Here is a 24,128-nt window from a genome sequence, read left to right on the forward strand (position 1 = left end):
CCGGCCTCCTCAGATGTTTTAAATCGGTGCGCCTATCCATACGATGTATACAAAAGTAACACAGAAAGAAATTGCAAAGAACATGCCGACAAGCATCATCAGCTTGATGAATTCATGCCCTTTATCCTTCATGTGCATGAAGTAGAAAAACTGCAGTATCACCTGTAAAAATGCCAGACCCAAGACAACTGGCGTGACAAAAGCTTCATCAAAATCCAATGCAACAAGCCCGAAGGCGATAAAAGTCAGGAAAATCATCATTGCAAATGAAATCAGCTGCAAGCGCATTTCTTTAGTTCGTTCACGCCTGATGTACTCCAACTTTTTCTGAGACATCGGTTCCTGTTTGATTTCAGCCATATTAAACCACCCCTAACAGGTAAACTATTGTGAAGATGAACACCCACACAACATCGATGAAGTGCCAATACAGAGCTGCTGTATGTACTTTGGCAGCTGTGTAGACTGAAAGCCCGCGTTTGGCATTACGGATGATCAGCATTGTAATCCAGATCAGTCCAAATACAACGTGAGCCCCGTGTGTCCCAAGCAGGAAGTAGAATGCGCTGCCGAACGCGCTTGAACGGAAGGTATGTCCCAGATGGGTATACTCAATAAATTCATAGATTTCAAGCGACAGGAACCCAAGACCCAGCAATACGGTAATACCCAGCCAGAGCTGCATTTTACTGAAGTTATTGTTTCTCATATGATGGACAGCAAAGACTGATGTCAAAGAAGACGTCAATAGGAACATCGTCATGACAAATGCAAGTTCGAGAGCGAACAGATCTGCTGCCAGGAGATGATCATCCCCTGGCACAGAATCTTTAAGTGCCAGGTATGTGGCAAACAGTGACGCGAAAAGAGTTGTTTCACCTGCGAGGAAAATCCAGAAACCGTAAAACTTATTCTTACCTTCATGCGTTGCTGTTTCCGGGTGAGACGGCCATCTTTCACTAGGTACGTTATATTCCATTTCAGCCATTATTTCCCACCCCTTTCCTGTTCTTCAAGATCGTTCAATACTTCTTCTTTTGTCACATAATATCCAAGATCATCTTTCCAGGAGCGTATACCCATGGATATGAATGTAATCAGCAGGCCTGTGATGAGCACCCAGATTGCCCATGGATGCTGCGGCAGGTCGGATACTGCCTCAATCGCCCATTCTCTGCCGGACGCAAGATACAGAGCACCAAATCCGGCGATGAATAGACCAGCAGAAATAATGAACGGAAGGATTGAATTGTTCGGCATATGGAAATCATCCAGCGATTCAGCCGGCAGCATCTGGCCATTGTTTTCTTTCTTCTCGATCCAGTAAGCATCCAGCCCCCGGATAAGCGGTGTTTGAGCAAAGTTGTAATAAGGTACAGGAAGCGGCAGTGACCACTCAAGTGTCCGTCCGTCTCCCCAAGGGTCGCGGGCAACTCTTTTATTTTGAGCCACAGTCATGACAATGTTGACCAACAGGATAATGACGGCGAGAGCCATCATGAATGCACCGATTGTCGAGACCAGATTGGCGGTGTTATACCCCTGCCCGTCCAGGAATGTGAACACACGGCGCGGCATCCCCCATAACCCGAGGAAATGCTGGATCAGGAATGTCACGTGGAAACCTGTGACGAAAAGTGCAAATGAAATTTTACCCAGTGTTTCATTAAGCATCGTGGCAAACATCAGCGGCCAGTAATAATGGAGTCCTGCCAGCAGACCGAATACCACACCGCCTACGATTACGTAGTGGAAATGGGCAACGATGAAATAAGAATCGTGATACTGGTAGTCCGCAGGCGCTGCCGCTTGCATGACACCGGTGACTCCGCCCATGACGAATGACGGAATGAAGGCAAGCGCATAAAGCATCGGTGTTGTAAACTCAATACTGCCGCCCCATACAGTGGCTATCCAGTTGAATATCTTTATACCCGTTGGTACCGCGATGGCCATGGTGGCTATTGCAAATATCGCATTGGCAGTCGGTCCAAGCCCCACTGTAAACATATGGTGGGCCCAGACCATGAATCCGAAGAAACCGATGAGCACTGTTGCAAATACCATGGCGGAATAACCAAACAGTCGTTTACGCGAGAATGTCGAAAATATCTCAGAGAAAATACCGAATGCCGGTAATATCAATATATAAACTTCAGGGTGGCCAAAAATCCAGAACAAATGCTCCCAGATAATGGTGTTCCCTCCGGTTTCTACCAGGAAGAAACTCGAACCAAACATGCGGTCGAACATCAATAGGAAAATACCTATCGTCAACGGCGGGAATGCAAATACGATGAGTACTGAGGCGACAAGAGTGGTCCATGTCATCAGCGGCATCCTCATATAGGTCATACCCGGTGCTCTCATTGTTATGATTGTTGTAATAAAGTTGATACCTGAAATCAGCGTACCAAAACCAGTAATCTGAAGACCAATTGCATAGAAGTCAATGCCGTGGCCCGGTGAGTCGATTGCCAATGAGGCGTAACTTGTCCAGCCTGCATCCGGTGCACCGCCCATCACCCATGACAGGTTAAGAAAGATCCCGCCGAAGATGAACAGCCATACACCGAGAGAGTTCAGAAATGGGAAGGCAACGTCACGCGCCCCGATCTGCAGCGGCACTGTTGCATTCATGAATGCGAACAACAGCGGCATTGCCGCCAGGAATATCATCGTTGTTCCATGCATCGTGAGCACTTCGTTGAACAACCCTGCTGACAGGAAATCATTGTTAGGTATTGCAAGCTGAAGCCTGATCAGCATCGCTTCTATACCGCCCATCAGAAAGAATATACCGCCGGCAATCAGATAAAGTATTGCAATTTTCTTATGGTCGACTGTAGTAAGATACTCCCAGATTACAGACCAAAAACCTTTTTTTTCAGCTGTGGATGCCATTGTCAGTTACCCCCTTCTTCTGAAGTATCTTCTTCGCTGTCAGATTCTGAGGCGGTTTCAGAATCTTCCTCAGTATTTTGCTGCAGGGCTTCCACATCGCCGGAACCTTCTTCAACTTCAAGTTCCATAAGATAGGATGCGACCGCATCAATTTCTTCCGTTGTTAAGTCATAGGCACCAGTCATATTATTCCCCGGTTTAATGCTCTCAGGGTCAGCGATCCAGTCCTGCAGATTCTCTTCGTTGTTTTCAAGGTAACCTGCAATCAGATCACGGTCAGCAAAGTTCGTCAGGTTGGGCCCTTGTGAACCTGCACCTGTAGGTGTTGTCGCATGACATGCCATACATGAATCATTGAAAATTCCCTGACCCTGCTGGGCATCTTCAGCTGAAGCCTGTACCGGTTCTTCGATATTCTTCATGTCAGCAAGCCACTGTTCGTATTCAGCTTGAGGCAGCGCTTGTACCTTAAAGTCCATCAGTGCGTGTGAAGGACCGCAAAGTTCGGCGCACTTACCATAGAAGAGCCGGTCGGAATCCTGTGCCTTCTCATCATCAAAGACCAGGTAGAAGCTGTTGATACCATCTATGTTCGTATCCATCTTACCACCGGCAGCTGGTACCCAGAATGAGTGTTTCACGTCAGCACCCTGGAGGTTGAAATAGACCCTGGTGTCGGTTGGCACTACAAGTTCCTGGGACGTGACGACTTCCTGGTTCGGATATTCAAATTCCCACCAGTACTGATGAGCGGTAACATTGATGACAACTTCCTCGCTGTTAACCTCACCTTCATCTGTTTCCATTGCGCTTGTATCCGCTTGTTTGAACGTCAGATAGACAGTAGGAATTGCAAGGATTATAAGTAAAAGGATCGGGATAGAAGTCCAGATCACTTCGAGAGTATGATTTCCGGATATGTCTTTAGGCTCAAAATCTTCGCCCTTTTTCTTTCTTCGGTTTTTAACGACTGCAATTGTAAAGAGGACAGTGACAACAACGATGACTAACAACATAATAACGATTGATAGCAGCATGAGATTGAATTGTTCCTGCCCGACCTCTCCAGCTGGCCTGAGTGTGCTGAGTTGATTCTTACCGCAGCCGGATACAAACAGCATCAGTAAGGAAATCAGCCCAATCCACTTGGCGTTCATCCAACGATTTTTCATATAAATAGCCCCTCTTTCATTCTTATGCTTTAGAAATTCCACAACAGACCGGCGACAATAATCATTACAAAGAATATAACCATGTAATTCAGTGAAAAGATAAATACCCGCCCGGCATAGCGATTATCATCTTCAACATGACGGAACTTATTAAGAGCTGTAACCAGCCAAAGCGCATTTAGCAGGATTGCACTCAGTACAAACCATGTCCCCAGTTCTGCCATCATCAATGGAGTCAAAGTGAGCAATGCCACCCAAAACACAATGGATTTTCTCGTGCGGTGATTCCCTTTTACTGAAGGAAGCATAGGTACACCGGCCATGCTGTACTCTTCACTGCGCTTGATCGCCAGCGCATAAAAATGCGGTGGCTGCCACAAGAACATGACGATGAACATCGCCCAGGCAAGCACATGAAGGCTGGGCTCGATGACGGACCAGCCGATTAAAGGCGGCATCGCTCCGGGAATGGCGCCAATAATAGTGTTTGCAACCAGGTGTCTTTTAGCAAACATAGAGTAAACCACTACATAGGCAAAGGCAGCTATCAGCCCGAGGGTCCCGGCAGTTGGGTTGACGGCATAAAGCAGCATTTCACCGGCGACCAGGCATATAAAGCCTACAGCCAGTATCTGTTTCCCCGTGAACGTACCATCAATACTGGGCCGGGCCAATTTCGATGCCATTAATGAATCAATATCTCTGTCATAGTAATTGTTAAGTGCCGCGACACCGCCTATAACAAGTGCTGTGGCAACAACCATGACGAGTAATAACGGAACATTGGCAAAAAAAGAGTGTCCATAATACATCACTGCCAAAAACCCTGCAGCAAATGCCGGAATCAGATTGGATTTGATGATCCCGTCCTTGACCAGGGTCTTTACCGCTTTAAGAGTTATTCCCGTCTCTTCATGATGCACATTACCATATACATCATTTTGCATCCATACGCCTCCTTTCACCAAATAACACATTTATATTTAATAATAAATTAAACGAGTCACATTTACTATACATTTATTAAATAAAATGTTTACATTTTATATTGTTCAAAAATTCTTCATTAATATCCCATATTGAAATAATAAATCTGATTTATAATGGGGTTAGTTGTTTTATACCACATATCGATTTTACCATATATTCCAGAATTGTTAAGGGCATTTCAGAATAATATTGATTGCACCTGGCGGTTCTTTCATATATATTAAACAACTGTGAACACTTACAGTATTAGGATTATAGAGGTGTTACCAATGTATAGAAACCTAAAAATTGTGGCTGCGGTAACAACAATAATGATGGCCTTTGTTCAAGTCGGCGGGGCACTGGTGACAAAATCAGGTTCAGCCGACGGCTGTGGTCAGTCCTGGCCGCTCTGTCACGGACAGATTTTACCGTCAGAATGGCCGATTGAAACGATTATAGAGATTGCCCACAGGGGCGTATCCGGCATAGCAATAATCTTACTGCTTGTATTAGCCTATATGGCACTTAAGCTGATACCTCATAAACGGGAAACTAAATTCCTGGTCATAATGAGCCTCTCTTTTATATTCGGACAGGCTCTACTCGGTGCAGCTGCCGTCTTGTGGGGGCAGAATGACTATGTACTTGCCGCTCATTTTGGCATTTCATTAATATGTTTTGCAGCAGTATTTCTGCTCACCCTGCTGATTTTTGAAGTGGATACAAAGTTTGAGGCCAGCAAAATTGTGTTCGGACCATTCCTGAGATACAATACAATCTTCCTGACAATATACATCTATATCGTCGTTTACAGCGGTGCACTTGTCAGGCACACGGAGTCTTCGCTTGCCTGCATGAACTGGCCGCACTGTCAGCCGGGACAGATAATGCCGACGAACTTCCATGAATGGGTTCAGATGGGCCACCGCTTTCTAGCAGGTCTGGTCATCGTTTGGATTCTCATCATCATGATTCACGCAATCCGGCATTACAGCCATTACAGAGTGATAAAATACGGTTGGATCCTTGCATTCACACTTGTATTATTACAGGCGCTGACCGGTATGCTCTCAGTCTTCACTATGGTGAATATTTTCATTGCGCTGCTGCACGCTCTGTTCATAACACTGCTGTTCGGCTTATTATGCTACTTCATCATGCTGTTATCCAGATCAAAATACAGATAAATTTAATGCCTTTCCCATTCGGGAAAGGCATTTTTATGGTCTATTTTTCCACTTTCATCATAAGATCCATGGACTCAACAGCATCACCCGGATCAACGAATACTTCCGATACAGTACCGTCAAACGGTGCTTTCACCGAGTTTTCCATCTTCATCGCTTCAGTAATAATGATTACGTCGCCCTTTTTAAATGACTCGCCCGCTTTATATTTGACCGTGCTCACAGTGCCCGGCATTTGAGCACCTACTTCACCAATCTCAGCGGGATCGGCTTTTTTCAGCCTGGCTACTTTCGATTCAACATTCTCATCTTTGATATAAACCTTTCTTGGGAAACCGTTCAGTTCGAAGTACATCCAGCGATGACCGTCCTCGTGAACATGGCCAATCGACAGCAGGTTGACAATCAGAGTCTTTCCTTTATCTATTTCAATTTCAAGGATTTCATTCTTTCTCATGCCAAACAGGAATGTCGGTGTATCGAATACCTCCACGTTTCCGAAGGCCTGCTGACTTTTAACGAACGATTTATACACTTTGGGATAAAGTGCGTATGACAGCACTTCCTTATCGGATACTTCTGTTTCACAGAACTCCGCCATCTCTTCTTTGAGCGCATCAAAGTCCACCGGTTCAAGCACTGCCCCTGCACGTTCCGTCAGTGGCTCTGCACCTTTCAGCACTGCACTCTGCAATTCTTCATCAAAGCCTGTTGCAGGTCTGCCGATTTCACCTTTGAAGAAGCTGACGACTGAATCCGGAAAATCGAGATGTGGCGCCCTTGTGATGACAGTGTCCTCATCCAGGTCATTTTGAACCATGAAGAGTGCCATATCACCGACCACTTTTGATGATGGTGTCACCTTCACAATATCACCAAACATCATATTTACACGCTTGTACATTTTCTTAACTTCACCGTAACGGTCGCCAAGCCCCATCGATTTTGCCTGACTGAGCAGGTTGGAGTATTGTCCGCCGGGCATTTCATGCTCGTAGATTTCAGTGTGCGGACTCTTGATGTCACTTTCAAAATCAACGTAGTATTTGCGCACATCTTCCCAATATTCGCTCAATCGCTCAAGACCGTCAATATCCGCACGGATCTGTCTGGGCTGGCCTGTCTGGGCATAATAAAGGCTGTTTGCACTCGGCTGGGATGTTAATCCGCTCAAAGCGCCCAATGCAGTATCCACAACATCCGCCCCTGCTTCAATCGCTTTATTGTACATCATGATACCGTTGCCGCTCGTATCATGGCTGTGGAGGTGGACCGGAATATCAACAGTCTCCTTGAGTTCACCGATCAGCTCATATGCCGCCTCAGGTTTGAGCAGCCCTGCCATATCCTTGATGGCAAGTATATGGACACCGAGAGACTCGAGTTCTTTGGCCATTTTTTTATAATAATCCAGCGTATACACATTGGAACGTTCCGGGTTCAGGATATCGCCGGTATAACAGATTGCCCCTTCAGCCATTTTACCTGTTTTCAGCACCGATTCGATCGGCTGCTTCATCGCTTCTACCCAGTTTAATGAATCGAAGATCCTGAAGACATCGATCCCCGCTTCAGCACTCTCAGCCACAAATTTTTCAACGACATTATCCGGATAATTTTTATAGCCGACTGCATTGGATGCCCGCAGCAGCATCTGGAACATGACGTTCGGAATTTCTTCCCTCAGGACCTGGAGCCTTCTCCAGGGGTCCTCTTTCAAGAAATTATAGGCCACGTCAAATGTTGCCCCGCCCCACATCTCCAGTGAAAACGCATCGCTTAGATCGTGGGCAGTATACGGTGCAATCTTCTTCATGTCATACGTACGCATACGTGTTGTCAATAAAGACTGGTGGGCATCCCGCATCGTCGTATCTGTAATGAGTGCATCATCTTGTGACTTCAGCCATTTCGCAACCCCTTCGGGTCCCTCTTTTTCAAGAATCTGCTTGGTCCCCTCCCTGATTTCGGGTTTAAATTCCGGCATCCGGGGTTTTTCAAATACCGGCTTTTCGCGCTGGTCCACTCCTGGGAAGCCATTAATCGTAATTGTTGAAATATATTCGAGTGTTTTAGTTCCCCTGTCTCTCGGTTTTTCAAATTCAAATAATGAAGGTGTCGTGTCGATGAACTTAGTGGAATAATCCCCTTTTCGGAAATGTTCATCGGTAATGACATTGACCAGGAACTGCAGATTGGTCTTTATCCCGCGGATCCGCATCTCTTTAAGGCTGCGCAGCATTTTTTCATTTGCTTCCTTATATGACAGCCCGTGTGTCGACAGTTTTACAAGCAGCGAATCGTAGTACGGTGAAATGACCGCACCCTGGAATCCATCCCCTGCATCTGTACGCACACCGAATCCGCCGCTTGAACGGTAGGCCATGATTTCTCCTGTATCCGGCATAAAGTCATTCAGAGGATCTTCAGTTGTAATCCGGCACTGCACTGCGTATCCCATCAGCGGAATATCTTCCTGTACAGGCATATTAATGACCCCGCCGAACAGCGGGCTGCCGTCGGCAATCTGGATCTGTGTCTTGACGATATCGACGCCGGTAACCATTTCAGTGATTGTATGTTCAACCTGGACTCTCGGGTTCACTTCTATGAAATAAAAATCATCGCCTGAAGCCAGGAACTCCACCGTACCTGCGTTGATATACCCCACTTTCTCAGCCATTTCTTTTGCAGCGTCACAAATCCTCATACGAAGATCATCTGTTATTCCTACAGAGGGCGCCACTTCGACCACTTTCTGATGACGCCTCTGCACCGAGCAGTCACGCTCGTACAGATGAACGACATTGCCTGCATGGTCTCCGATGACCTGGACCTCAATATGCTTCGGATTATCTACATATTTTTCCAGATAAACTTCGGCATTGCCAAAGGACTTTTGCGCTTCACTTTTCGCCCTGTCAAAACTGTCGCGCAGATCATCATCATCATTGACGATGCGCATGCCCTTTCCGCCGCCGCCGGAAATCGCTTTAATAATGATTGGGTAACCGTGCTGAGCGATGAACGCTTCTGCTTCCTCAAAGGATTCAACCGCACTGTCAGTCCCCGGGATCACGGGCAGACCAGTGGATAAAGCAGTTTCACGCGCCTTGACCTTATCTCCGAACATATCCAGATGACGGAGTTCCGGGCCGACAAAGACAATGCCTTCCTCTTCACATCTTTTGGCAAATTCCTTATTTTCACTCAGGAAACCGTACCCTGGATGTATAGCATCGACATCAGCATCTTTGGCAACTTTGAGGACGGATTCGATATCCAGATAGCTTTCAGTCGGAGAAAGATCTTCACCGACCAGATAAGCTTCATCCGCTTTGTATCTGTGTAAGGCGCCTTTATCTTCATTACTGTAAATTGCAACAGTCGTGATATCCAGTTCAGTACACGCACGGAAAATGCGGATTGCAATCTCACCGCGGTTTGCTACCATCAGTTTGCTTATTCTATTCATGTCTTTCCCCCTTCTTTATAATTACCAAGTATAATAAATATTCAGAAAATACACAATACAGCAGCAAGCGTTTTGTAACATATTACAAATGAAAACGTTTGCATGTATCGATTTGAAAAACCCGGCATCATTTATGTCCGACACCGGGAAATTTATAATTATGCTTCGTTTTGAATTTTTTCTTTTTTAACATGTTTTGCAGCAATGATCAGGAGACCGACAGCAATTGAAATACTTAAGAACGAAGACCCGCCGTAGCTCAAAAGAGGCAAAGGGACTCCTGTCAGAGGAATCAGCTTCGAAATGCCGCCGAGGTTCACGAACACTTGGAACGTGACATAAATAGCTACTCCCATGCACACCAGACGGTAAAACATATCTTGAGATATCGCTGCATATCTTAACGCTTTTATAATGATGACGAGGTAAAGCGCAAGAATAGCAAACACACCGACCAGTCCGAGCTCTTCAGCAAGGACAGCGAAAATGAAATCCGTATGAGGTTCCGGCAGATATCCGAGTTTCATCACACCGTTGCCGAGCCCGTTGCCGAAGATGCCGCCATGGGAAATGGAGACAAGGGCATTGGTCAGCTGGTACCCCGTACCTGTCGGATCATTGAATGGATGCAGAAAGGTTTCGATTCGTGCCTGCTGGTGCGGAGACAGGATACTTCCCTTAATCATATAGATGACGACACCGACGGCACCGCCTGCAACTGCAAGCGCCCCTGCCATCTTGGCCAGGAATTTCATCGGAATGCCCGAGTAGATGAAGATGCCGGCGATGATACCGGATAAGATAAGACCGGTACCAAAATCATTTGACAGTACGAGCACCGTACCGATACCGATGAAACCGATCGGAGCCAGATGCCCCCATTCCAATTCCTTAAGTTTGTTCTTCTTGCGGTCATAAATATAAGCCAGATAGAGTATGGTCATGATTTTGAAAAATTCGGATGTCTGGAAGTTGAATCCGGCTGCACGTATCCAGTTCCGCTCCCCATTGACCTCATAACCGAAAAAGGTAGTATATACAAGAAGAACAAGGATGATTGCAGTCCCGAGGATCTGGAAGTATTTATTCCTCAGGAATTCACCTGACATGAAATATGCCATGAAAAAAACTATTGCAAATCCCAGCGCTATGAATAACAGCTGCCTGATATAATAATGCTCCGAATTACCGCCTGTTATATCTTCTGTCCTTGTGGCCATCACCATACTCGCGCTGTAGATCATTACCAGACCGATCAAGCTCAGGAGTACATATGTAATGACTATGGTAAAATCCACGTATTTTGAATAATCTTTAACGTATTTAAAAAAGTCTTTGATGTACCGCAACCTGATCCCTCATTTAAAAAAGTCTAAAGATATTACTCTTTAGACTCTATTCTCATCTCTCATATATGCTTCATGGACCTTTGATACTTCCTGCTCCAGACGCTCCAAAAGCTCATGCCCAACTTCTGGATCTATTAAACCGAGCCTGGCCGCGAAATGTACTTCCTTCGACAAGCCAAACATTTGTGTATCTAAAACCTCTTCATAGACCGGACATTGGGGCATCGTTAAATTGTCCATCTGCACTTCTATGAGCTGAACAATCTTCTCCGCGTCCTTCTCCAGCTGCTCATATGCCTGTTTACTCAATTCTTCATTTTTGGACACGAAACTATCCCCTTTCTTAGATCTTTCACTAAAATTCTATATCACAAACGCTAAAAAAGCAAGCAATTACAGAACCGATGAAATACACAAACATCATTTCTTTTCAATATATGTATCTGTTATACTTATAAAATAAGGAGAGAAGATTATGATTATACAGATACTGGGAAATGTACACTATCAGATTACATTAGATCCATCAGCATGGATATTCGATGACCGCAAAGAAGATCTGGATAAACTCCTCGCTGCACAATCCGACAGTGAGGAAATCCATTTTGACGATTCATCAGAGTGGAACCGTGAGATTATGGAAGGCAGTACAAAGCCGCCGACGCTCAAAACAGAAAAGAAATACAATAAAAAACAGATGCTTGAAGGTACATTCGTCATTTGCATGGCCCCATTTTTGGAATACACAGAACCGGAACGCGGAGAAGAGGCAGTGATCACATTCAGTCACGATGAAGACTCCACCATCCTGCCCTACAGGGATCGCAGTAAAATCTTCGCGCAATTTTCCAATGAGGGACAGAGAATGTATGATGATGGAATGATCGATGTCCTGCTGATTGAAAACGGCCAGGTCCAACAACGTCTGGAGCATGTGAGCGGTATTAAATTCGATTAGAAAGATAAAAAGAAGGCGAACCCAAAAAGGTTCGCCTTCTTTTCTTTTGTCATGAGCATCAGGGTCTACTTATTATTTATCAGGTGAAGTGCTGATCTTACCAGCCTTACGCTCCTTATGCAGCCTGTAGCGGTAAAGCGCCAGAACAACAGCTGCAACGATGAGACTTTCCGCAATCGGCAGGAATGCACCAAAGAATGTCAATATGATACATCCGGCAAACATTACGATATAAATGATAATGTTCTGCCAGAATTTTATCTTTCTCGCAAAACCCAGGTTGTACACGACGATGCACAATATGAATATCGTGATATATAAATACCACATGCCTGCCTCCGGATTGTTATCCAGGCCAAAGACCCTGCCGAAGAACGTCAAGCGTTCAGTGACGTTGACATTCATCAAGATTGGAAAGTTCACCTACACTCACTCCACTTCCGATTTTATCTTTTCTTGTTTTTGTGCCTTTTCCCTTTCATTTTTAGCAAGAATACTTTTCCTGAGACGCACTTTTTCAGGCGTGGCTTCCACAAGCTCGTCTTCGTTGATAAATTCCAGTGCTTCTTCCAATGTCAGAATCCTTGGTTTTTTCATCGTTGTCGTCTGTTCTTTGGTTGCTGAACGGATATTGTTCTGAGCCTTCACTTTTGTAATGTTGACTGTAAGGTCATTGTCACGTGAATTTTCACCGACAATCATCCCTTCATACACTTCAGTGCCCGGTTCCATGAAGTTTTCTCCGCGGCCCTCAAGCTGCATGATAGCATAGGAGGAAGCTGCACCCTTGTCTATGGAGACGAGCACACCGTTACGGCGCCCGCCAATTCTGCCTTTGAATATCGGGCGGAAATCTTCAAACGTATTATTGATGATACCATAACCGTGCGTCATTGACATGAACTCTGTTCTGTAACCGATGAGCCCTCTGGAAGGAATCATGAAATGGATGCGGCTCTGGCCATTGCCATTATTCCCCATATCAGTCATTTCACCTTTCCGCTGTCCCATGGATTCAATGACATTGCCGGCATATTCCTCGGGCACATCGACCTGGACACTTTCATACGGCTCACATTTGACACCGTCGATTTTCTTGACGATCACTTCAGGTTTGGAAACCTGCAATTCATAACCTTCACGTCTCATGTTTTCAATCAGGACTGAAAGATGCAGCTCTCCGCGGCCGGATACTTTCCAGGCATCCGGCTGATCTGTTGGATCGACACGCAGTGATACGTCCGTTTCCAGTTGCTGGGCCAGCCGCTCCTCAATCTGACGGGCCGTCACATATTTGCCTTCACGCCCGGCAAACGGGGAGTTGTTCACTGAGAATGTCATCTGCAATGTTGGTTCATCGATGTGCAGTATCGGCAGTGCCTCCTGATGGTCGTAAGGGGTTACTGTCTCTCCGACATTGATGTCCTCCATGCCGCTGAGCGCAATCAGATCGCCGGCTTTCGCATTTTGAATCTCCACACGGTTTAAACCGAAATATCCGAACATGTTCGTCACTCTGAAGTTCTTAATCGAGCCATCTTTTTTCATCAGTGATACATGATCACCGACGTTGATTTCACCGCGGAATACACGGCCGACGCCAATACGCCCTACATAGTCGTTATAGTCAAGCAGAGCAATCTGGAACTGCAGCGGTTCATCCCGGTTATCTATCGGTGCTGGCACATTTCCAACCACCATTTCATAGATGGACTGCATATTTTCATCCTGTTTATTTGGATCAAGGCTTGCTGTACCGTTGACTGCTGAAGCATAAGCGACAGGAAATTCAAGCTGTTCATCATCTGCATCAAGCTCGATGAATAACTCCAGAATCTCATCGACGACTTCTTCTGTCCTTGCTGTGTCCTTATCGATTTTATTGACGACTACAAGAGGCTTTAAATCCTGATCCAGCGCTTTTTTCAGAACAAAGCGTGTCTGCGGCATTGCCCCTTCATGTGCATCGACAACAAGGATCACCCCGTCCACCATTTTCATGATACGTTCCACTTCACCGCCAAAATCAGCGTGTCCCGGTGTATCAAGGATGTTTATCCTTGTATCTTTATAATCAATTGCTGTATTTTTCGCCAGTATTGTAATCCCACGCTCCCGCTCTATATCATTCGAGTCCATCGCACGTTCTGCAACATGCTCATTTTCCCTGAATATACCGGACTGCTTGAGCAGTTCGTCTACGAGTGTGGTCTTGCCGTGGTCCACGTGTGCAATTATCGCTATATTGCGAATATCATTTCTTAATTTCATCAGGACTTTCCCTTCATATTTAGAGTCTCTAATTCATAACTGTACTATTATAACATAAAATAGTATTAAATTATACCTTTGCCGAATTACATACACTGTGGTTTCCCTCAGTTCTATGATACAATTACCACAGTAATCCTTTCGAAAGGACCGTGTAAACATGGCACAGAAAAAATCCAAAGCGATATTTGCCGTTCTCGCTGTTCTGGCTATACTGATGCTAATCGCTTTTTCAGTATTCGTCGCTGAAGGCATGCCGATATTCGCAGGTCTTACTGTTCTGATATTTATCGCGATATTCGGCGTCGGTTTCACCTTGAAGAAAAAGTACAGGGAGAACGGATGGCTCTGACTATACAAAAATTAGATAGCTGTTCAAACTGAAAGCGGATAATGGAAATCTCAACGCAGATTTTCATTATCCGCTTATTTTCTATTGCATTTAATTTATTGTTGCATTTTGTAAAAAATTCATTTCCACGTAAAATAAAGATATTAAAACTTTGGGAGTGAAAATGATGAGAGAGAAAAATGAGAAGTTGAAAGTGTACGAATTCCTCTATAACCGACTGCCCTTCTCTGAAGATGAAGCAGAAGAACTGGAAGCACTGCAGCGCATGGAGAAACTGGAAAAAGAATTTGAATCGCATCTGTCGAAAATAAAAACCGGCAATATGGAGATACACTGGCATTCTGAAGTGCTTGTCGACAGCCGCTATGAACTCGTCAATGTACTAATTGCAACAGACTACTGCTATTACATGTTCGTGCTTCGAGATCTCCATGGAGAGCATTACATCAATTCGTTCAATATTCTGTGTGACAGCAGCCATGAGGCTGTGCTCGACTTAAACCGAAGCGACAGGATTTATGAGATCTTCCGCGATCAGCTGATTGATGATGGTAAATACCAGAGACCGGTTATACTGAAATATGTCGTAATGAATGAAAAATTCAGTTTAACAGGGAGTAAAAGTGAAAAATTTCTTAACAGGCGAAACCTCGATTATTATTTGAAAGCGATTGAACATTCTGCAGTAATCAAAAAAAAGCATTATCCCCCGGTTACTACAAACTTTTAAACTATAGTCACGTGTTTAATATTAACGTGAACAAAATCAGACATGGGCTGAAGTGTACAAAATGTCATCAGTTCAATGTAGAAGCGGTCGGGGGACATATCGTTGTTTGTACGGACTGCGGAGACATCAGCGGATTGGAAGATATGATCATTAAATATTTTGAGGCAGTCGACATCGTCAAGCCCGGAGAAATATATAAGAGGCGTCTGATTAAGGATCATCTCCGGGTGAACATCTCTGAATACACACTCCAAAAAATTATGAAAACCAATTTTACAAGACTGGGAGACAAAAAGCGAAGCTACTATTTTTCACCATGAACTTTCCTGTGATGACTGATGAATGAATCATCCGCTGTGAAGTATCCTTTCAGTTCTTCATGAATCGCTGGATTTCCTGCGAGAATACTATCTTTTCGTATAATATCGATTTCTTCACCAAGAAGGTTGGTCGTCCGTCCGCCCGCTTCCGAAATGAGGATCATGCCCGCTGCAAAGTCCCATGGATGAAGCCTGAAAAAAAGTGCGGCACTGACCAGGCCTGTAGCTGTATGTACCAGATCCAGCGCTGCTGACCCATAGGAGCGTGTGCTTCTCGCCTTCTTTACGACTTCAGTGAAAGGGGCACTGATCTGCGCTTTGACAACCCAATTCGGATTGAGGGTGACAAGCGATTTTTTCAGTTTTGTTTTTTCCATTGGCTTGAGCCGGACATCATCTTTGAATGCGCCATTGTCTGGACGGGCGTGATAAAGTGTATCATTCATTACATCCAGAATGAATCCGCAATACGGCATGCCATCCTTATACACACCGATGGAAACGGCGAAATTTTCCCCCTGATGTACAAAATTCAACGTGCCGTCTATCGGGTCGACAATCCAGAGAAAGCCATCTGTATCAACAATATCAGTCCCATGACCCTCTTCCCCGAGAATTCTATGTTCCGGATACTTCTGTGATATTCTGTCAAAGATGAATGTTTCGGTTTCCTTGTCGACATCGGTGACAAGGTCATTGGGATTCAATTTCGAATCCACCTCAAAATCATGCACCATGCGGCGACGAATGAAATGACCCGCTTCATTGATCAGATGTTTACCAAACTCGTAAATTTCCATAATTGTCCACCTCAAATGTTTGATTGCAGTCAATAGTTATTCTATCATATAAGTAATGTTTTGAAAGGAGCAGCAATATGTCACAATACCATTTTACAAACACTGATTTTAAAGTATTTGATATTGACGGACTGGGACCAAGAATGGAGGCACTAATAGACAATACACGTCCCAAACTTGAAAATCTCGGTACACACTTCAGTGAATTTTTAACCGAATTAACAGGCGATGAGCAGTTCGCCCATGTAGCCAGACATGCGCGCAGAACAACAAATCCGCCGGATGATTCCTGGGTGAGTTTCAGCACAAATCCACGAGGATATAAAATGATGCCGCATTTCCAGATCGGCTTGTTCAATGACCATGCATTTTGCATGTATGGTGCCATATACGAATCAACGGATAAAAAGGCAGCCGCCGACAGATGGCTTGAAAACTTCGATCTGTTCCACAGCTTTCCGCAGGATTATCATGTATCCCTGAACCATATGAAACCTGAAAAAACCCCGCTTAATGAGATGAGCGATAAGAACCTGGAAGATGGTCTCGTCCGGCTGAAGAATGTCAAGAAAGGGGAATTTCTCATCGGTAAAGTGTACCTGCCCGATGACCCGGCACTTCAAAGTGATGAGGCATTCATCAAAGACCTTGAAACCGTAATGACCCATCTTGTCAAGCTGTACTGAATACTAACACCAGGACGATTTTGTCCTGGTGTTTTTGTACATAAAAGCCCGCTGCCTTTACAGCAGCGGGCAAAAACAATTTCCGTCCTTCTGCATTTCTAAATTATTACAGGACTGTGGATGCGTAGGGCTGTCCGGATTTCAACTGGTTTGCGAGCGCCTGTATATCAGCCAGACGGCCAACATCGAAATTTCCGCCCGAGACGATTATCCCACAATGTCTGGAATCAATCTGATCATTATGCGATAGTAATCCCGCAAATGCAGCGGCACCGGCACCTTCAACCAATGATTTGCCACGCTCAAGCATATAAACCATGGCATACGCAATTTCTTGTTCACTGACAGTCAGCACATCATCCACATAGTTTCTAATGAGCGGCAGGGTATTTTCTCCCGGCTGTTTCACAGCTATCCCTTCGGCAATCGTAGAAACTTTATCCAACTTTTCCACAGTTCCCCGGTGATAGGCCGTATGCATGGCCGCAGCGGATGATGCCTGAACACCAATCACCTTGATATCCGGCTTCAGTGATTTTGCTGCCACTGCGATACCGCTGATAAGCCCGCCGCCCCCGATAGGTACAAGTATCGTATCGATATTATCCTGCTGCTCAAGCATTTCAAGTGCAATTGTACCCTGTCCAGCCATGATGTCATAATCATCGAACGGGTGAACGTATGTCGCACCGCATCTTTGCTGGTGATCAAGTGAAGCTTCATAGGCTTCCTGGAAACTTTCACCGGTAAGGACAACATTGGCACCATATCCTCTTGTCGCCTGTACTTTTGCCTCAGGTGTCGACTCTGCCATATATATCGTCGCTTTGACTCCGAGTTTATGGGCTGCCAAGGCAAGCCCCTGAGCATGATTACCGGCAGAGGCGGTAATTACACCGCATTGCAGTTCAGCATCCGAAAGACGCATTAATTTATTACTTGCGCCTCTGAATTTAAAAGCCCCCGTTTTTTGCTGGTTCTCCATTTTAAAATAGACATTCTTATCTGTGCGCTTATTCGTTGTCGCAGATGTGCGTATTGGCGTTTGATGGACAACATGATCCAGACGCTCCCAGGCGTCATGGACTAATCCACCAGTCAGGAAATCCCCATGTGCTCACACTCCTTGATTTGTTATATTCGGATTTACTTTATACCTTCTTATAAATCCCGTCATCATCGAGGACTTTGGCAGACTGTGGCTGCCTGTCCTCATAATCTTTAATTTTATCGTCGAGCAGCAGTGTCAATGAAATATCATCCCAGCCGTTCAAAAGATTTTCTTTGTGATAGCCGGGGATATTGAAGGTTATAACTGTACCTTCATCATCAGCAATTTCCTGCTTCTCAAGATCAATATGCAGGTTGAATGTGCCGTCTGCCGATTTTTTCATCCATTCTTTAACCTGAGACTCATCCGCTTTTATCAGAATGATACCGTTCTTAAAGGCATTGTTGTAGAATATGTCCGCAAAGCTCGGTGCGATAATCACCCGGAAGCCGTAGTCCAAAAGCGCCCAGGGCGCATGTTCCCTCGAAGAACCGCAGCCAAAGTTTTCACCTGCGATAAGTACAGAGGCACCATCGAACTTTTCATCATCCAGATCAAAATCCGGGCGTCTGTTACCTTCATCGTCAAAGCGCCAGTTGTTGAAAACAAACTGGCCGAACCCCGTCCGTTCAACGCGTTTCAAAAATTGTTTTGGAATAATCTGATCCGTATCCACATTGCCTCTGTCAAGCGGATACACTTTACCTTTGTGTTCCTTGATCGCTTCCATTCTCTAATCCTCCTAGCTCGGCACCCCGGTTTTGAATTTTCGTACGTCTGTGAACGTTCCTTCAATTGCGGCAACCGCAGCCATCTCCGGACTGACAAGATGGGTTCTTGACCCCGATCCCTGGCGGCCTTCGAAATTCCGGTTTGAGGTGGATGCACAACGGCCGCCAGCCGGGACGACGTCATCATTCATCGCTAGACACATGCTGCAGCCGGCCTCTCTCCATTCGAAACCTGCATCTTTAAACACTTTATCAAGACCGAGTTCTTCCGCCTGAAACTTCACGCTGAACGAACCTGGCACGACCATTGCCCGAACGCTGTCCTTTACTCTGTGGCCGCGGACAATTTCAGCAGCTCTCTCCAAGTCTGGCAGCCTGGAGTTTGTGCAGGAACCAATGAATACATGATCGATTTCAATGGAAGAAATCGGCTGGTTTTCCTCGAGCCCCATATATTCAAGTGCTCTTTTGATTTCCTCTTTGTTCTCTGCCCCGTCAATGGATGGCGTTGCAGCGCTGATCGGTACAACCATGCCCGGATTCGTCCCCCAGGAAACCTGCGGTTCTATTTCGGCAGCATCGATTTCAATAGCAGTATCATAGGCGGCATCATTGTCAGTAGCCAGACTCAGCCATTCTTCAACCCAGGCTTCATAGGCTTCCCCATCCGGTACATATTCCCTGCCTTTTAGAAATTCGACAGTGGTCTCATCCGGGCTGATCAGACCGGCTCTTGCTCCACCTTCAATAGACATATTGCATACTGTCATCCTGCCCTCCATTGAAAGATTCCGGATGGCTTCACCTGTATATTCGATGACATGTCCGGTACCAAATTTCACTCCAAATTTGGAGATGATCGCAAGAATCAGATCCTTTGCTGTCACCCCGGGGGCGAGATCCCCATTGATTTTCACATTCATCGTTTTCGGACGGCTCTGCGTCAGAGTCTGTGTAGCAAGTACATGCTCAACTTCACTTGTGCCGATTCCGAATGCCAGCGCACCAAATGCACCATGGGTTGAGGTATGGCTGTCACCGCAGACGATCGTTTTGCCCGGCTGTGTCAGACCAAGCTGGGGGCCGATCACATGGACGATACCCTGGTCGGGGTGGAACATATCAGCAAGTTTAACACCGAATTCTTTGCAGTTCTGTCTCAACGTTTCCATCTGTTTTTTGGAGATATCATCCTTGATAACGTCCCTGTTTTGAGTCGGCACGTTGTGATCCATAGTCGCATAAGTCAAATCCGGGCGCCTGACCTTGCGATTGTTCAGGCGAAGCCCCTCAAAAGCTTGAGGTGAAGTCACTTCATGGACAAGATGCTGATCTATATAAATCAAATCCGGCTTGTTCTCTTCACTGTGTACAATATGACTGTCCCAAATCTTTTCAATAATAGTTTTTCCCATGTCACATCACCTTCTCTTACATATACGAACTGCAGATCGCGTTCGAAATACTTTTTGTTGATAGATTTTCAATGACTTTTTCAGCCATTTCCTGTGTGCCGGCTCTGGTACCGCCTTTAACATCAAGATCTGCTGTATGGAACCCTCTGTCCAGCGTTTCACTGACAGCACGTTCGATTTCATCCGCTTCCTCCGCCATGCCGAATGAATAGCGGAGCATCATCGATGCTGAAAGAATCATGCCCAGCGGGTTGGCCGCGTCTGTGCCTGCGATATCCGGTGCAGACCCATGTACAGGTTCATACAGACCGACACCGTCCCCCCGGATGCTTGCCGATGGCAGCATGCCAAGCGAACCGGTTAACACGGATGCCTCATCGCTTAAAATATCTCCAAAAAGGTTTTCTGTGACGATGACATCAAAACTTTGCGGGTTTGTAATCAATTTCATCGCGGCTGCATCCACCAGCTGATGTTCGACTGTCACCTCCGGATAATGTTCTGCCTTTTGGTCTACAATTTCCCGCCACATGCGACTTGATTCAAGTACATTTGCCTTGTCAACAGAAGTCAGTCTGCCACTTCTCAACTTGGCAGTTTCAAACCCTTTTTCAACAATACGTTCGATTTCTTCTCTCTTATATTTCAGTGTGTCGACGACCGTCTCTCCGCCGTCTCTTCTCTCACTCGGCGTACCGAAGTAAAGTCCGCCCGTCAGTTCACGGACAATCATAATATCGCAGCCGTCAACAATTTCTGTTTTCAGTGGAGAGGAATGAACAAGTGTGCTGAACCCCTGGACCGGGCGGAGGTTGGCAAACAGGCCCAGGTTTTTCCGGATACCCAAAAGCCCTTTTTCAGGTCTTTTTTCCCCGGGCATACTATCCCATTTCGGACCGCCGACTGCTCCGAGCATGACTGCATCAGCATTGTTACATGCTGTTACTGTTTCATCCGGAAGCGGTGTGCCGAAACGATCGATCGCATCTCCGCCGATCGCATGTTCGTGAAAGACGAATTCATGATGGTGTTCGCCAGCCACCGCATCAAGGACTTTCTTGGCACTTTTCATAATTTCCGCCCCGACACCATCGCCGGGCAGCATGATAATTCGCTTTCTCATCTGAACCCCTCCATCTGTAATTTATCCGTTGACGACTTCTTCTGATTTAGCCGCCTGTGCCTTGAAGACATAACGATTGACTGCATTGATATAGGCGTTCGCTGATGCTTCAATAACATCCTGTGCTGTGCCCCGGCCGTTGACAGTTTCACCATTGACCCGCAGCTGCACGTGTGACTCTGCCAGAGCATCTTTTCCGCCGCCGACCGAATTGAGCTGATAATCCAGCAGCTTCAATTCAAAATCAATCAGTTCCTGGATTGTTTTATAGAGAGCTTCAACACTGCCATTTCCAGTCGCGGCTGTCTGAACATTTTCTCCTGCCGGTGTGTACAGACTTACTGTTGCCGTTGTAATGTTGGAAGTGCCGTAATTGACCTGGAACGTATCCAGAGAATATTTACTGATCGCAGAATGCTCTGTTTTCGTTTCCATAATCAATGTATAGATGTCATCGTCGGTCACTTCTTTTTTGTGGTCGGTCAGTTCCTTGAATTTTGCGAATATAGATTTGACTTCTCCGTCAGTCAGATCAACACCGAACTCTTTGACTTTGTCCTTGAACGCGTGTTTCCCCGAATGTTTACCCATGAACAGCGTGTTTGAAGTCACACCGACCAATTCAGGCGTGATAATTTCATAAGTCTCGGCATTTTTCAATACCCCATCCTGGTGAATACCTGCTTCATGAGCATGTGCATTCCTGCCGATGATGGCTTTATTCGCCTGTACATACATACCGGAAAGCTTGGCGATCAGGTCGCTCGTCTTTTTAATTTCATCCAGCTTAAGGTTTGTATTGAACTCATACTGATCGGATCGGATATGAAGCGCGACTGCGACTTCTTCGAGTGCGACATTGCCGGCCCGTTCACCAATGCCGTTAATCGTCCCTTCCACCTGGGTCGCTCCATTTTCAACCGCCGCGATCGTGTTCGCTGCAGCAAGTCCAAGATCATTATGGCAATGACAAGACAGATCCGCCCGATCGATGTTCGGCACATTTTCCTTCATATAGTTGAACAGGCGGCCGTATTCTTCCGGTGTTGAATATCCTACAGTATCCGGCAGATTGATGACTGTTGCACCTTCATCGATGACCTGTTCGATGATACTGGTCATAAAGTCCCAATCAGAACGTGTCGCATCTTCAGCCGACCATTCAACATGTTCAAAATATTGCTTGGCATATCTGACCATGTCTACAGATTGTTGAACGACCGCTTCCGGTGTCAATTTCAGCTTATATTGCATATGAATCGGTGAAGTGGCAAGGAAAATATGGATTCTTGGATGTGGTGTATGCTTCAGCGCTTCCCATGCACGGTCAATATCTTCTTTCCTCGTACGGGCAAGGGCTGTCACTGAGACATCTTTAATCGTATCGGCAATCAATTTCACAGCCTGGAAGTCCCCTTCCGAAGATGCCGGGAATCCAGCTTCCATCACATCGACGCCCAGCCGTTCGAGCTGTTTGGCAATTTCCAGCTTTTCCTGCTTGTTGAGGTTGACACCGGGGGATTGTTCGCCGTCCCGGAGCGTTGTATCAAAAATTTTAATCTGTGACATCGGCATTCCCTCTCTTCCTACTTATTTTTCTGAACCGGCTGTTTAACAAAAGGCATCAACTCGCGCAAGTCCTGCCCCACTTTAGTGATTGGGTGTTCATATTCTTTTCTGTTGACTGCGTTATACTGAGGACGTCCCGCTTTATTTTCAAGAATCCAGCCTTTGGCGAACTCGCCGCTTTGAATTTCAGACAGCACATCTTCCATACGTGCTCTTGTTTCTTCGTTTACGACACGCGGCCCTGAAACAAAGTCACCCCACTGTGCAGTATCGGATATGGAATATCTCATGTTTTCCAGACCGCCTTCATACATCAGGTCAACAATCAACTTCATCTCATGGAGGCATTCGAAATATGCGACTTCAGGCTGGTAACCCGCTTCCGTCAATGTTTCAAAACCGTTTTTAACAAGACTTGTAAGCCCGCCGCAGAGCACAGCCTGTTCGCCGAAGAGGTCAGTTTCTGTCTCTTCCTGGAAAGAAGTCTCCAATATACCTGCCCTGGCAGCACCGATACCGGCTGAATATGCCATTGCCACATCTGCAGCCGCCCCGGATACATTCTGGTACACACCATATAAGGCAGGTACGCCTGCTTCTTCTTCAAAAGTTCTCCGGACTAAGTGACCCGGCCCTTTAGGTGCGACCAGGAATACATCAATATCTTCCCTGGGCACCACCTGGCTGAAATGGATGTTGAATCCATGGGCGAATGCGAGCGCACTGCCAGATTTGAGATTATGCTTAATGCTCTCCTCATATACCTCAGGCTGTTTTTCATCGGGAAGGAGGACCATGGTTACATCTGCTTCTGCCACAGCATCAGCAACTGATTTTGAGTCAAATCCATCTTCTTCGGCTTTCTCCCTGGATTTTCCCGGACGCAGCCCAACAATTACATCATGACCGCTGTCACGCAGATTCTGTGCATGTGCATGTCCCTGGGAGCCATAACCGACGATTGCTATTTTTTTCCCTTGAAGTGCTTCTTTATTGATGTCTTTGTCATAAAATACTTTTGCCATTATAATCTTCCTTCCAATTAATAGTTTGATCTGTTTTT

Annotated in this window: 23 protein-coding genes; 6 read left to right on the plus strand and 17 right to left on the minus strand. The window is 45.7% G+C overall.

Translation table 11 applies throughout. From position 1 onward, the window contains the following. Nucleotides 1-18: 18 nt before the first annotated feature. Genes G343_RS0113785 through cyoE form a run of 5 tightly spaced genes read right to left on the minus strand, consistent with a single transcriptional unit; the run spans nucleotide 19 to nucleotide 5,023 of the window. On the minus strand, nucleotides 19-360 hold the full coding sequence (locus G343_RS0113785) for a cytochrome C oxidase subunit IV family protein (RefSeq protein ID WP_020008750.1): 342 nt from the start codon (nucleotides 358-360) through the stop codon (nucleotides 19-21). A gap of 1 nt (nucleotide 361) precedes the next feature. Further along, the gene (locus tag G343_RS0113790) at nucleotides 362-988 is read right to left on the minus strand and encodes a cytochrome (ubi)quinol oxidase subunit III (protein WP_020008751.1); all 627 of its coding nucleotides are present in this window, start codon (nucleotides 986-988) and stop codon (nucleotides 362-364) included. Then, the gene (locus tag G343_RS0113795) at nucleotides 988-2,904 is read right to left on the minus strand and encodes a cytochrome c oxidase subunit I (RefSeq protein ID WP_020008752.1); all 1,917 of its coding nucleotides are present in this window, start codon (nucleotides 2,902-2,904) and stop codon (nucleotides 988-990) included. The genes G343_RS0113790 and G343_RS0113795 overlap by 1 nt, the downstream gene beginning before the upstream one ends. A 2-nt stretch (nucleotides 2,905-2,906) precedes the next feature. Continuing rightward, complete coding sequence (gene coxB, locus G343_RS0113800; protein WP_020008753.1) at nucleotides 2,907-4,076, minus strand: cytochrome c oxidase subunit II; 1,170 nt, start codon at nucleotides 4,074-4,076, stop codon at nucleotides 2,907-2,909. Nucleotides 4,077-4,105: 29 nt separating this feature from the next. Further along, the gene (gene cyoE, locus G343_RS0113805; protein ID WP_020008754.1) at nucleotides 4,106-5,023 is read right to left on the minus strand and encodes a heme o synthase; all 918 of its coding nucleotides are present in this window, start codon (nucleotides 5,021-5,023) and stop codon (nucleotides 4,106-4,108) included. 312 nt (nucleotides 5,024-5,335) lie between these two features. On the opposite strand from cyoE, the gene G343_RS0113810 reads away from it, so the two are divergent. Further along, nucleotides 5,336-6,235, plus strand: coding sequence for a COX15/CtaA family protein (locus G343_RS0113810; RefSeq protein ID WP_020008755.1), 900 nt, complete (start codon nucleotides 5,336-5,338; stop codon nucleotides 6,233-6,235). A 40-nt stretch (nucleotides 6,236-6,275) separates the two neighbouring features. On the opposite strand, the gene G343_RS0113815 is transcribed toward G343_RS0113810, so the two are convergent. The 3 genes from G343_RS0113815 to G343_RS0113825 form a co-directional block, all read right to left on the minus strand. Continuing rightward, nucleotides 6,276-9,710: a pyruvate carboxylase gene (locus G343_RS0113815; protein ID WP_020008756.1), complete on the minus strand. Its 3,435-nt coding sequence runs from the start codon at nucleotides 9,708-9,710 to the stop codon at nucleotides 6,276-6,278. Nucleotides 9,711-9,868: 158 nt separating this feature from the next. Next, on the minus strand, nucleotides 9,869-11,059 hold the full coding sequence (locus tag G343_RS0113820) for an FtsW/RodA/SpoVE family cell cycle protein (RefSeq protein ID WP_020008757.1): 1,191 nt from the start codon (nucleotides 11,057-11,059) through the stop codon (nucleotides 9,869-9,871). A gap of 39 nt (nucleotides 11,060-11,098) precedes the next feature. After that, nucleotides 11,099-11,386 carry an Fpa/YlaN family protein gene (locus G343_RS0113825; protein ID WP_020008758.1) on the minus strand — a complete coding sequence of 96 codons (288 nt, stop codon included), beginning with the start codon at nucleotides 11,384-11,386 and terminating at the stop codon, nucleotides 11,099-11,101. A gap of 148 nt (nucleotides 11,387-11,534) precedes the next feature. On the opposite strand from G343_RS0113825, the gene G343_RS0113830 reads away from it, so the two are divergent. Beyond that, on the plus strand, nucleotides 11,535-12,017 hold the full coding sequence (locus tag G343_RS0113830) for a hypothetical protein (RefSeq protein WP_020008759.1): 483 nt from the start codon (nucleotides 11,535-11,537) through the stop codon (nucleotides 12,015-12,017). A 72-nt stretch (nucleotides 12,018-12,089) separates the two neighbouring features. On the opposite strand, the gene G343_RS0113835 is transcribed toward G343_RS0113830, so the two are convergent. Next, nucleotides 12,090-12,422: a YlaH-like family protein gene (locus G343_RS0113835; protein WP_020008760.1), complete on the minus strand. Its 333-nt coding sequence runs from the start codon at nucleotides 12,420-12,422 to the stop codon at nucleotides 12,090-12,092. A gap of 24 nt (nucleotides 12,423-12,446) precedes the next feature. Continuing rightward, nucleotides 12,447-14,288: a translational GTPase TypA gene (gene typA / locus G343_RS0113840; protein WP_020008761.1), complete on the minus strand. Its 1,842-nt coding sequence runs from the start codon at nucleotides 14,286-14,288 to the stop codon at nucleotides 12,447-12,449. A gap of 160 nt (nucleotides 14,289-14,448) precedes the next feature. Between typA and G343_RS0113845 the strand changes: the two genes are divergently transcribed. The 3 genes from G343_RS0113845 (at nucleotide 14,449) to G343_RS15505 (ending at nucleotide 15,690) form a co-directional block, all read left to right on the plus strand. Then, a complete protein-coding gene (locus G343_RS0113845) occupies nucleotides 14,449-14,640 on the plus strand; it encodes a DUF5325 family protein (RefSeq protein ID WP_020008762.1) in 192 nt (63 codons plus the stop codon). 166 nt (nucleotides 14,641-14,806) lie between these two features. Further along, nucleotides 14,807-15,370 (plus strand): hypothetical protein, encoded by a 564-nt coding sequence (locus tag G343_RS0113850; protein ID WP_020008763.1) that lies wholly within the window; start codon nucleotides 14,807-14,809, stop codon nucleotides 15,368-15,370. A gap of 26 nt (nucleotides 15,371-15,396) precedes the next feature. Next, the gene (locus G343_RS15505) at nucleotides 15,397-15,690 is read left to right on the plus strand and encodes a hypothetical protein (RefSeq protein ID WP_156823643.1); all 294 of its coding nucleotides are present in this window, start codon (nucleotides 15,397-15,399) and stop codon (nucleotides 15,688-15,690) included. Here G343_RS15505 and G343_RS0113860 read toward each other — a convergent pair. Beyond that, nucleotides 15,675-16,490 (minus strand): inositol monophosphatase family protein, encoded by an 816-nt coding sequence (locus G343_RS0113860; RefSeq protein ID WP_020008765.1) that lies wholly within the window; start codon nucleotides 16,488-16,490, stop codon nucleotides 15,675-15,677. The two genes, G343_RS15505 and G343_RS0113860, sit on opposite strands and share 16 nt — an antisense overlap. 77 nt (nucleotides 16,491-16,567) lie before the next feature. On the opposite strand from G343_RS0113860, the gene G343_RS0113865 reads away from it, so the two are divergent. Then, nucleotides 16,568-17,176 (plus strand): YktB family protein, encoded by a 609-nt coding sequence (locus G343_RS0113865; RefSeq protein WP_020008766.1) that lies wholly within the window; start codon nucleotides 16,568-16,570, stop codon nucleotides 17,174-17,176. 106 nt (nucleotides 17,177-17,282) lie between these two features. Here G343_RS0113865 and ilvA read toward each other — a convergent pair whose 3' ends face one another. The 6 genes from ilvA to ilvC all read right to left on the minus strand — a co-directional run bounded on the left by ilvA (nucleotide 17,283) and on the right by ilvC (nucleotide 24,090). Continuing rightward, nucleotides 17,283-18,242, minus strand: a complete 960-nt coding sequence (gene ilvA, locus G343_RS0113870) for a threonine ammonia-lyase (RefSeq protein WP_083931402.1) — start codon at nucleotides 18,240-18,242, stop codon at nucleotides 17,283-17,285. Between the two features lie 85 nt (nucleotides 18,243-18,327). Continuing rightward, nucleotides 18,328-18,957 carry a 3-isopropylmalate dehydratase small subunit gene (gene leuD, locus G343_RS0113875; protein ID WP_020008768.1) on the minus strand — a complete coding sequence of 210 codons (630 nt, stop codon included), beginning with the start codon at nucleotides 18,955-18,957 and terminating at the stop codon, nucleotides 18,328-18,330. 12 nt (nucleotides 18,958-18,969) lie between these two features. Then, nucleotides 18,970-20,373 (minus strand): 3-isopropylmalate dehydratase large subunit, encoded by a 1,404-nt coding sequence (gene leuC / locus G343_RS0113880; protein ID WP_020008769.1) that lies wholly within the window; start codon nucleotides 20,371-20,373, stop codon nucleotides 18,970-18,972. Nucleotides 20,374-20,389: 16 nt separating this feature from the next. Next, nucleotides 20,390-21,496 (minus strand): 3-isopropylmalate dehydrogenase, encoded by a 1,107-nt coding sequence (gene leuB / locus G343_RS0113885; RefSeq protein WP_020008770.1) that lies wholly within the window; start codon nucleotides 21,494-21,496, stop codon nucleotides 20,390-20,392. A 21-nt stretch (nucleotides 21,497-21,517) separates the two neighbouring features. After that, nucleotides 21,518-23,065, minus strand: coding sequence for a 2-isopropylmalate synthase (locus tag G343_RS0113890; protein WP_026366416.1), 1,548 nt, complete (start codon nucleotides 23,063-23,065; stop codon nucleotides 21,518-21,520). Between the two features lie 17 nt (nucleotides 23,066-23,082). After that, on the minus strand, nucleotides 23,083-24,090 hold the full coding sequence (gene ilvC / locus G343_RS0113895) for a ketol-acid reductoisomerase (protein WP_020008772.1): 1,008 nt from the start codon (nucleotides 24,088-24,090) through the stop codon (nucleotides 23,083-23,085). Nucleotides 24,091-24,128 lie beyond the last annotated feature (38 nt).

The organism is Salinicoccus albus DSM 19776, from assembly GCF_000385175.1.
Lineage (GTDB): Bacteria > Bacillota > Bacilli > Staphylococcales > Salinicoccaceae > Salinicoccus > Salinicoccus albus.

What these genes read in the sequence shown, in the direction of transcription:
- G343_RS0113850 (WP_020008763.1), top strand. Translation starts at nt 14,807, where the DNA reads ATGAGAGAGAAAAATGAGAAGTTGAAAGTGTACGAATTCCTCTATAAC.
- G343_RS0113830 (WP_020008759.1), top strand. Translation starts at nt 11,535, where the DNA reads ATGATTATACAGATACTGGGAAATGTACACTATCAGATTACATTAGAT.
- G343_RS0113795 (WP_020008752.1), bottom strand. Translation starts at nt 2,904, where the DNA reads ATGGCATCCACAGCTGAAAAAAAAGGTTTTTGGTCTGTAATCTGGGAG.
- G343_RS0113815 (WP_020008756.1), bottom strand. Translation starts at nt 9,710, where the DNA reads ATGAATAGAATAAGCAAACTGATGGTAGCAAACCGCGGTGAGATTGCA.
- G343_RS0113785 (WP_020008750.1), bottom strand. Translation starts at nt 360, where the DNA reads ATGGCTGAAATCAAACAGGAACCGATGTCTCAGAAAAAGTTGGAGTAC.
- ilvC (WP_020008772.1), bottom strand. Translation starts at nt 24,090, where the DNA reads ATGGCAAAAGTATTTTATGACAAAGACATCAATAAAGAAGCACTTCAA.
- leuC (WP_020008769.1), bottom strand. Translation starts at nt 20,373, where the DNA reads ATGGGAAAAACTATTATTGAAAAGATTTGGGACAGTCATATTGTACAC.
- G343_RS0113810 (WP_020008755.1), top strand. Translation starts at nt 5,336, where the DNA reads ATGTATAGAAACCTAAAAATTGTGGCTGCGGTAACAACAATAATGATG.
- cyoE (WP_020008754.1), bottom strand. Translation starts at nt 5,023, where the DNA reads ATGCAAAATGATGTATATGGTAATGTGCATCATGAAGAGACGGGAATA.
- G343_RS0113835 (WP_020008760.1), bottom strand. Translation starts at nt 12,422, where the DNA reads ATGAATGTCAACGTCACTGAACGCTTGACGTTCTTCGGCAGGGTCTTT.
- G343_RS0113790 (WP_020008751.1), bottom strand. Translation starts at nt 988, where the DNA reads ATGGCTGAAATGGAATATAACGTACCTAGTGAAAGATGGCCGTCTCAC.
- leuD (WP_020008768.1), bottom strand. Translation starts at nt 18,957, where the DNA reads ATGGAAGCGATCAAGGAACACAAAGGTAAAGTGTATCCGCTTGACAGA.
- coxB (WP_020008753.1), bottom strand. Translation starts at nt 4,076, where the DNA reads ATGAAAAATCGTTGGATGAACGCCAAGTGGATTGGGCTGATTTCCTTA.
- typA (WP_020008761.1), bottom strand. Translation starts at nt 14,288, where the DNA reads ATGAAATTAAGAAATGATATTCGCAATATAGCGATAATTGCACACGTG.
- G343_RS0113845 (WP_020008762.1), top strand. Translation starts at nt 14,449, where the DNA reads ATGGCACAGAAAAAATCCAAAGCGATATTTGCCGTTCTCGCTGTTCTG.
- G343_RS0113890 (WP_026366416.1), bottom strand. Translation starts at nt 23,065, where the DNA reads ATGTCACAGATTAAAATTTTTGATACAACGCTCCGGGACGGCGAACAA.
- G343_RS0113860 (WP_020008765.1), bottom strand. Translation starts at nt 16,490, where the DNA reads ATGGAAATTTACGAGTTTGGTAAACATCTGATCAATGAAGCGGGTCAT.
- leuB (WP_020008770.1), bottom strand. Translation starts at nt 21,496, where the DNA reads ATGAGAAAGCGAATTATCATGCTGCCCGGCGATGGTGTCGGGGCGGAA.
- G343_RS0113865 (WP_020008766.1), top strand. Translation starts at nt 16,568, where the DNA reads ATGTCACAATACCATTTTACAAACACTGATTTTAAAGTATTTGATATT.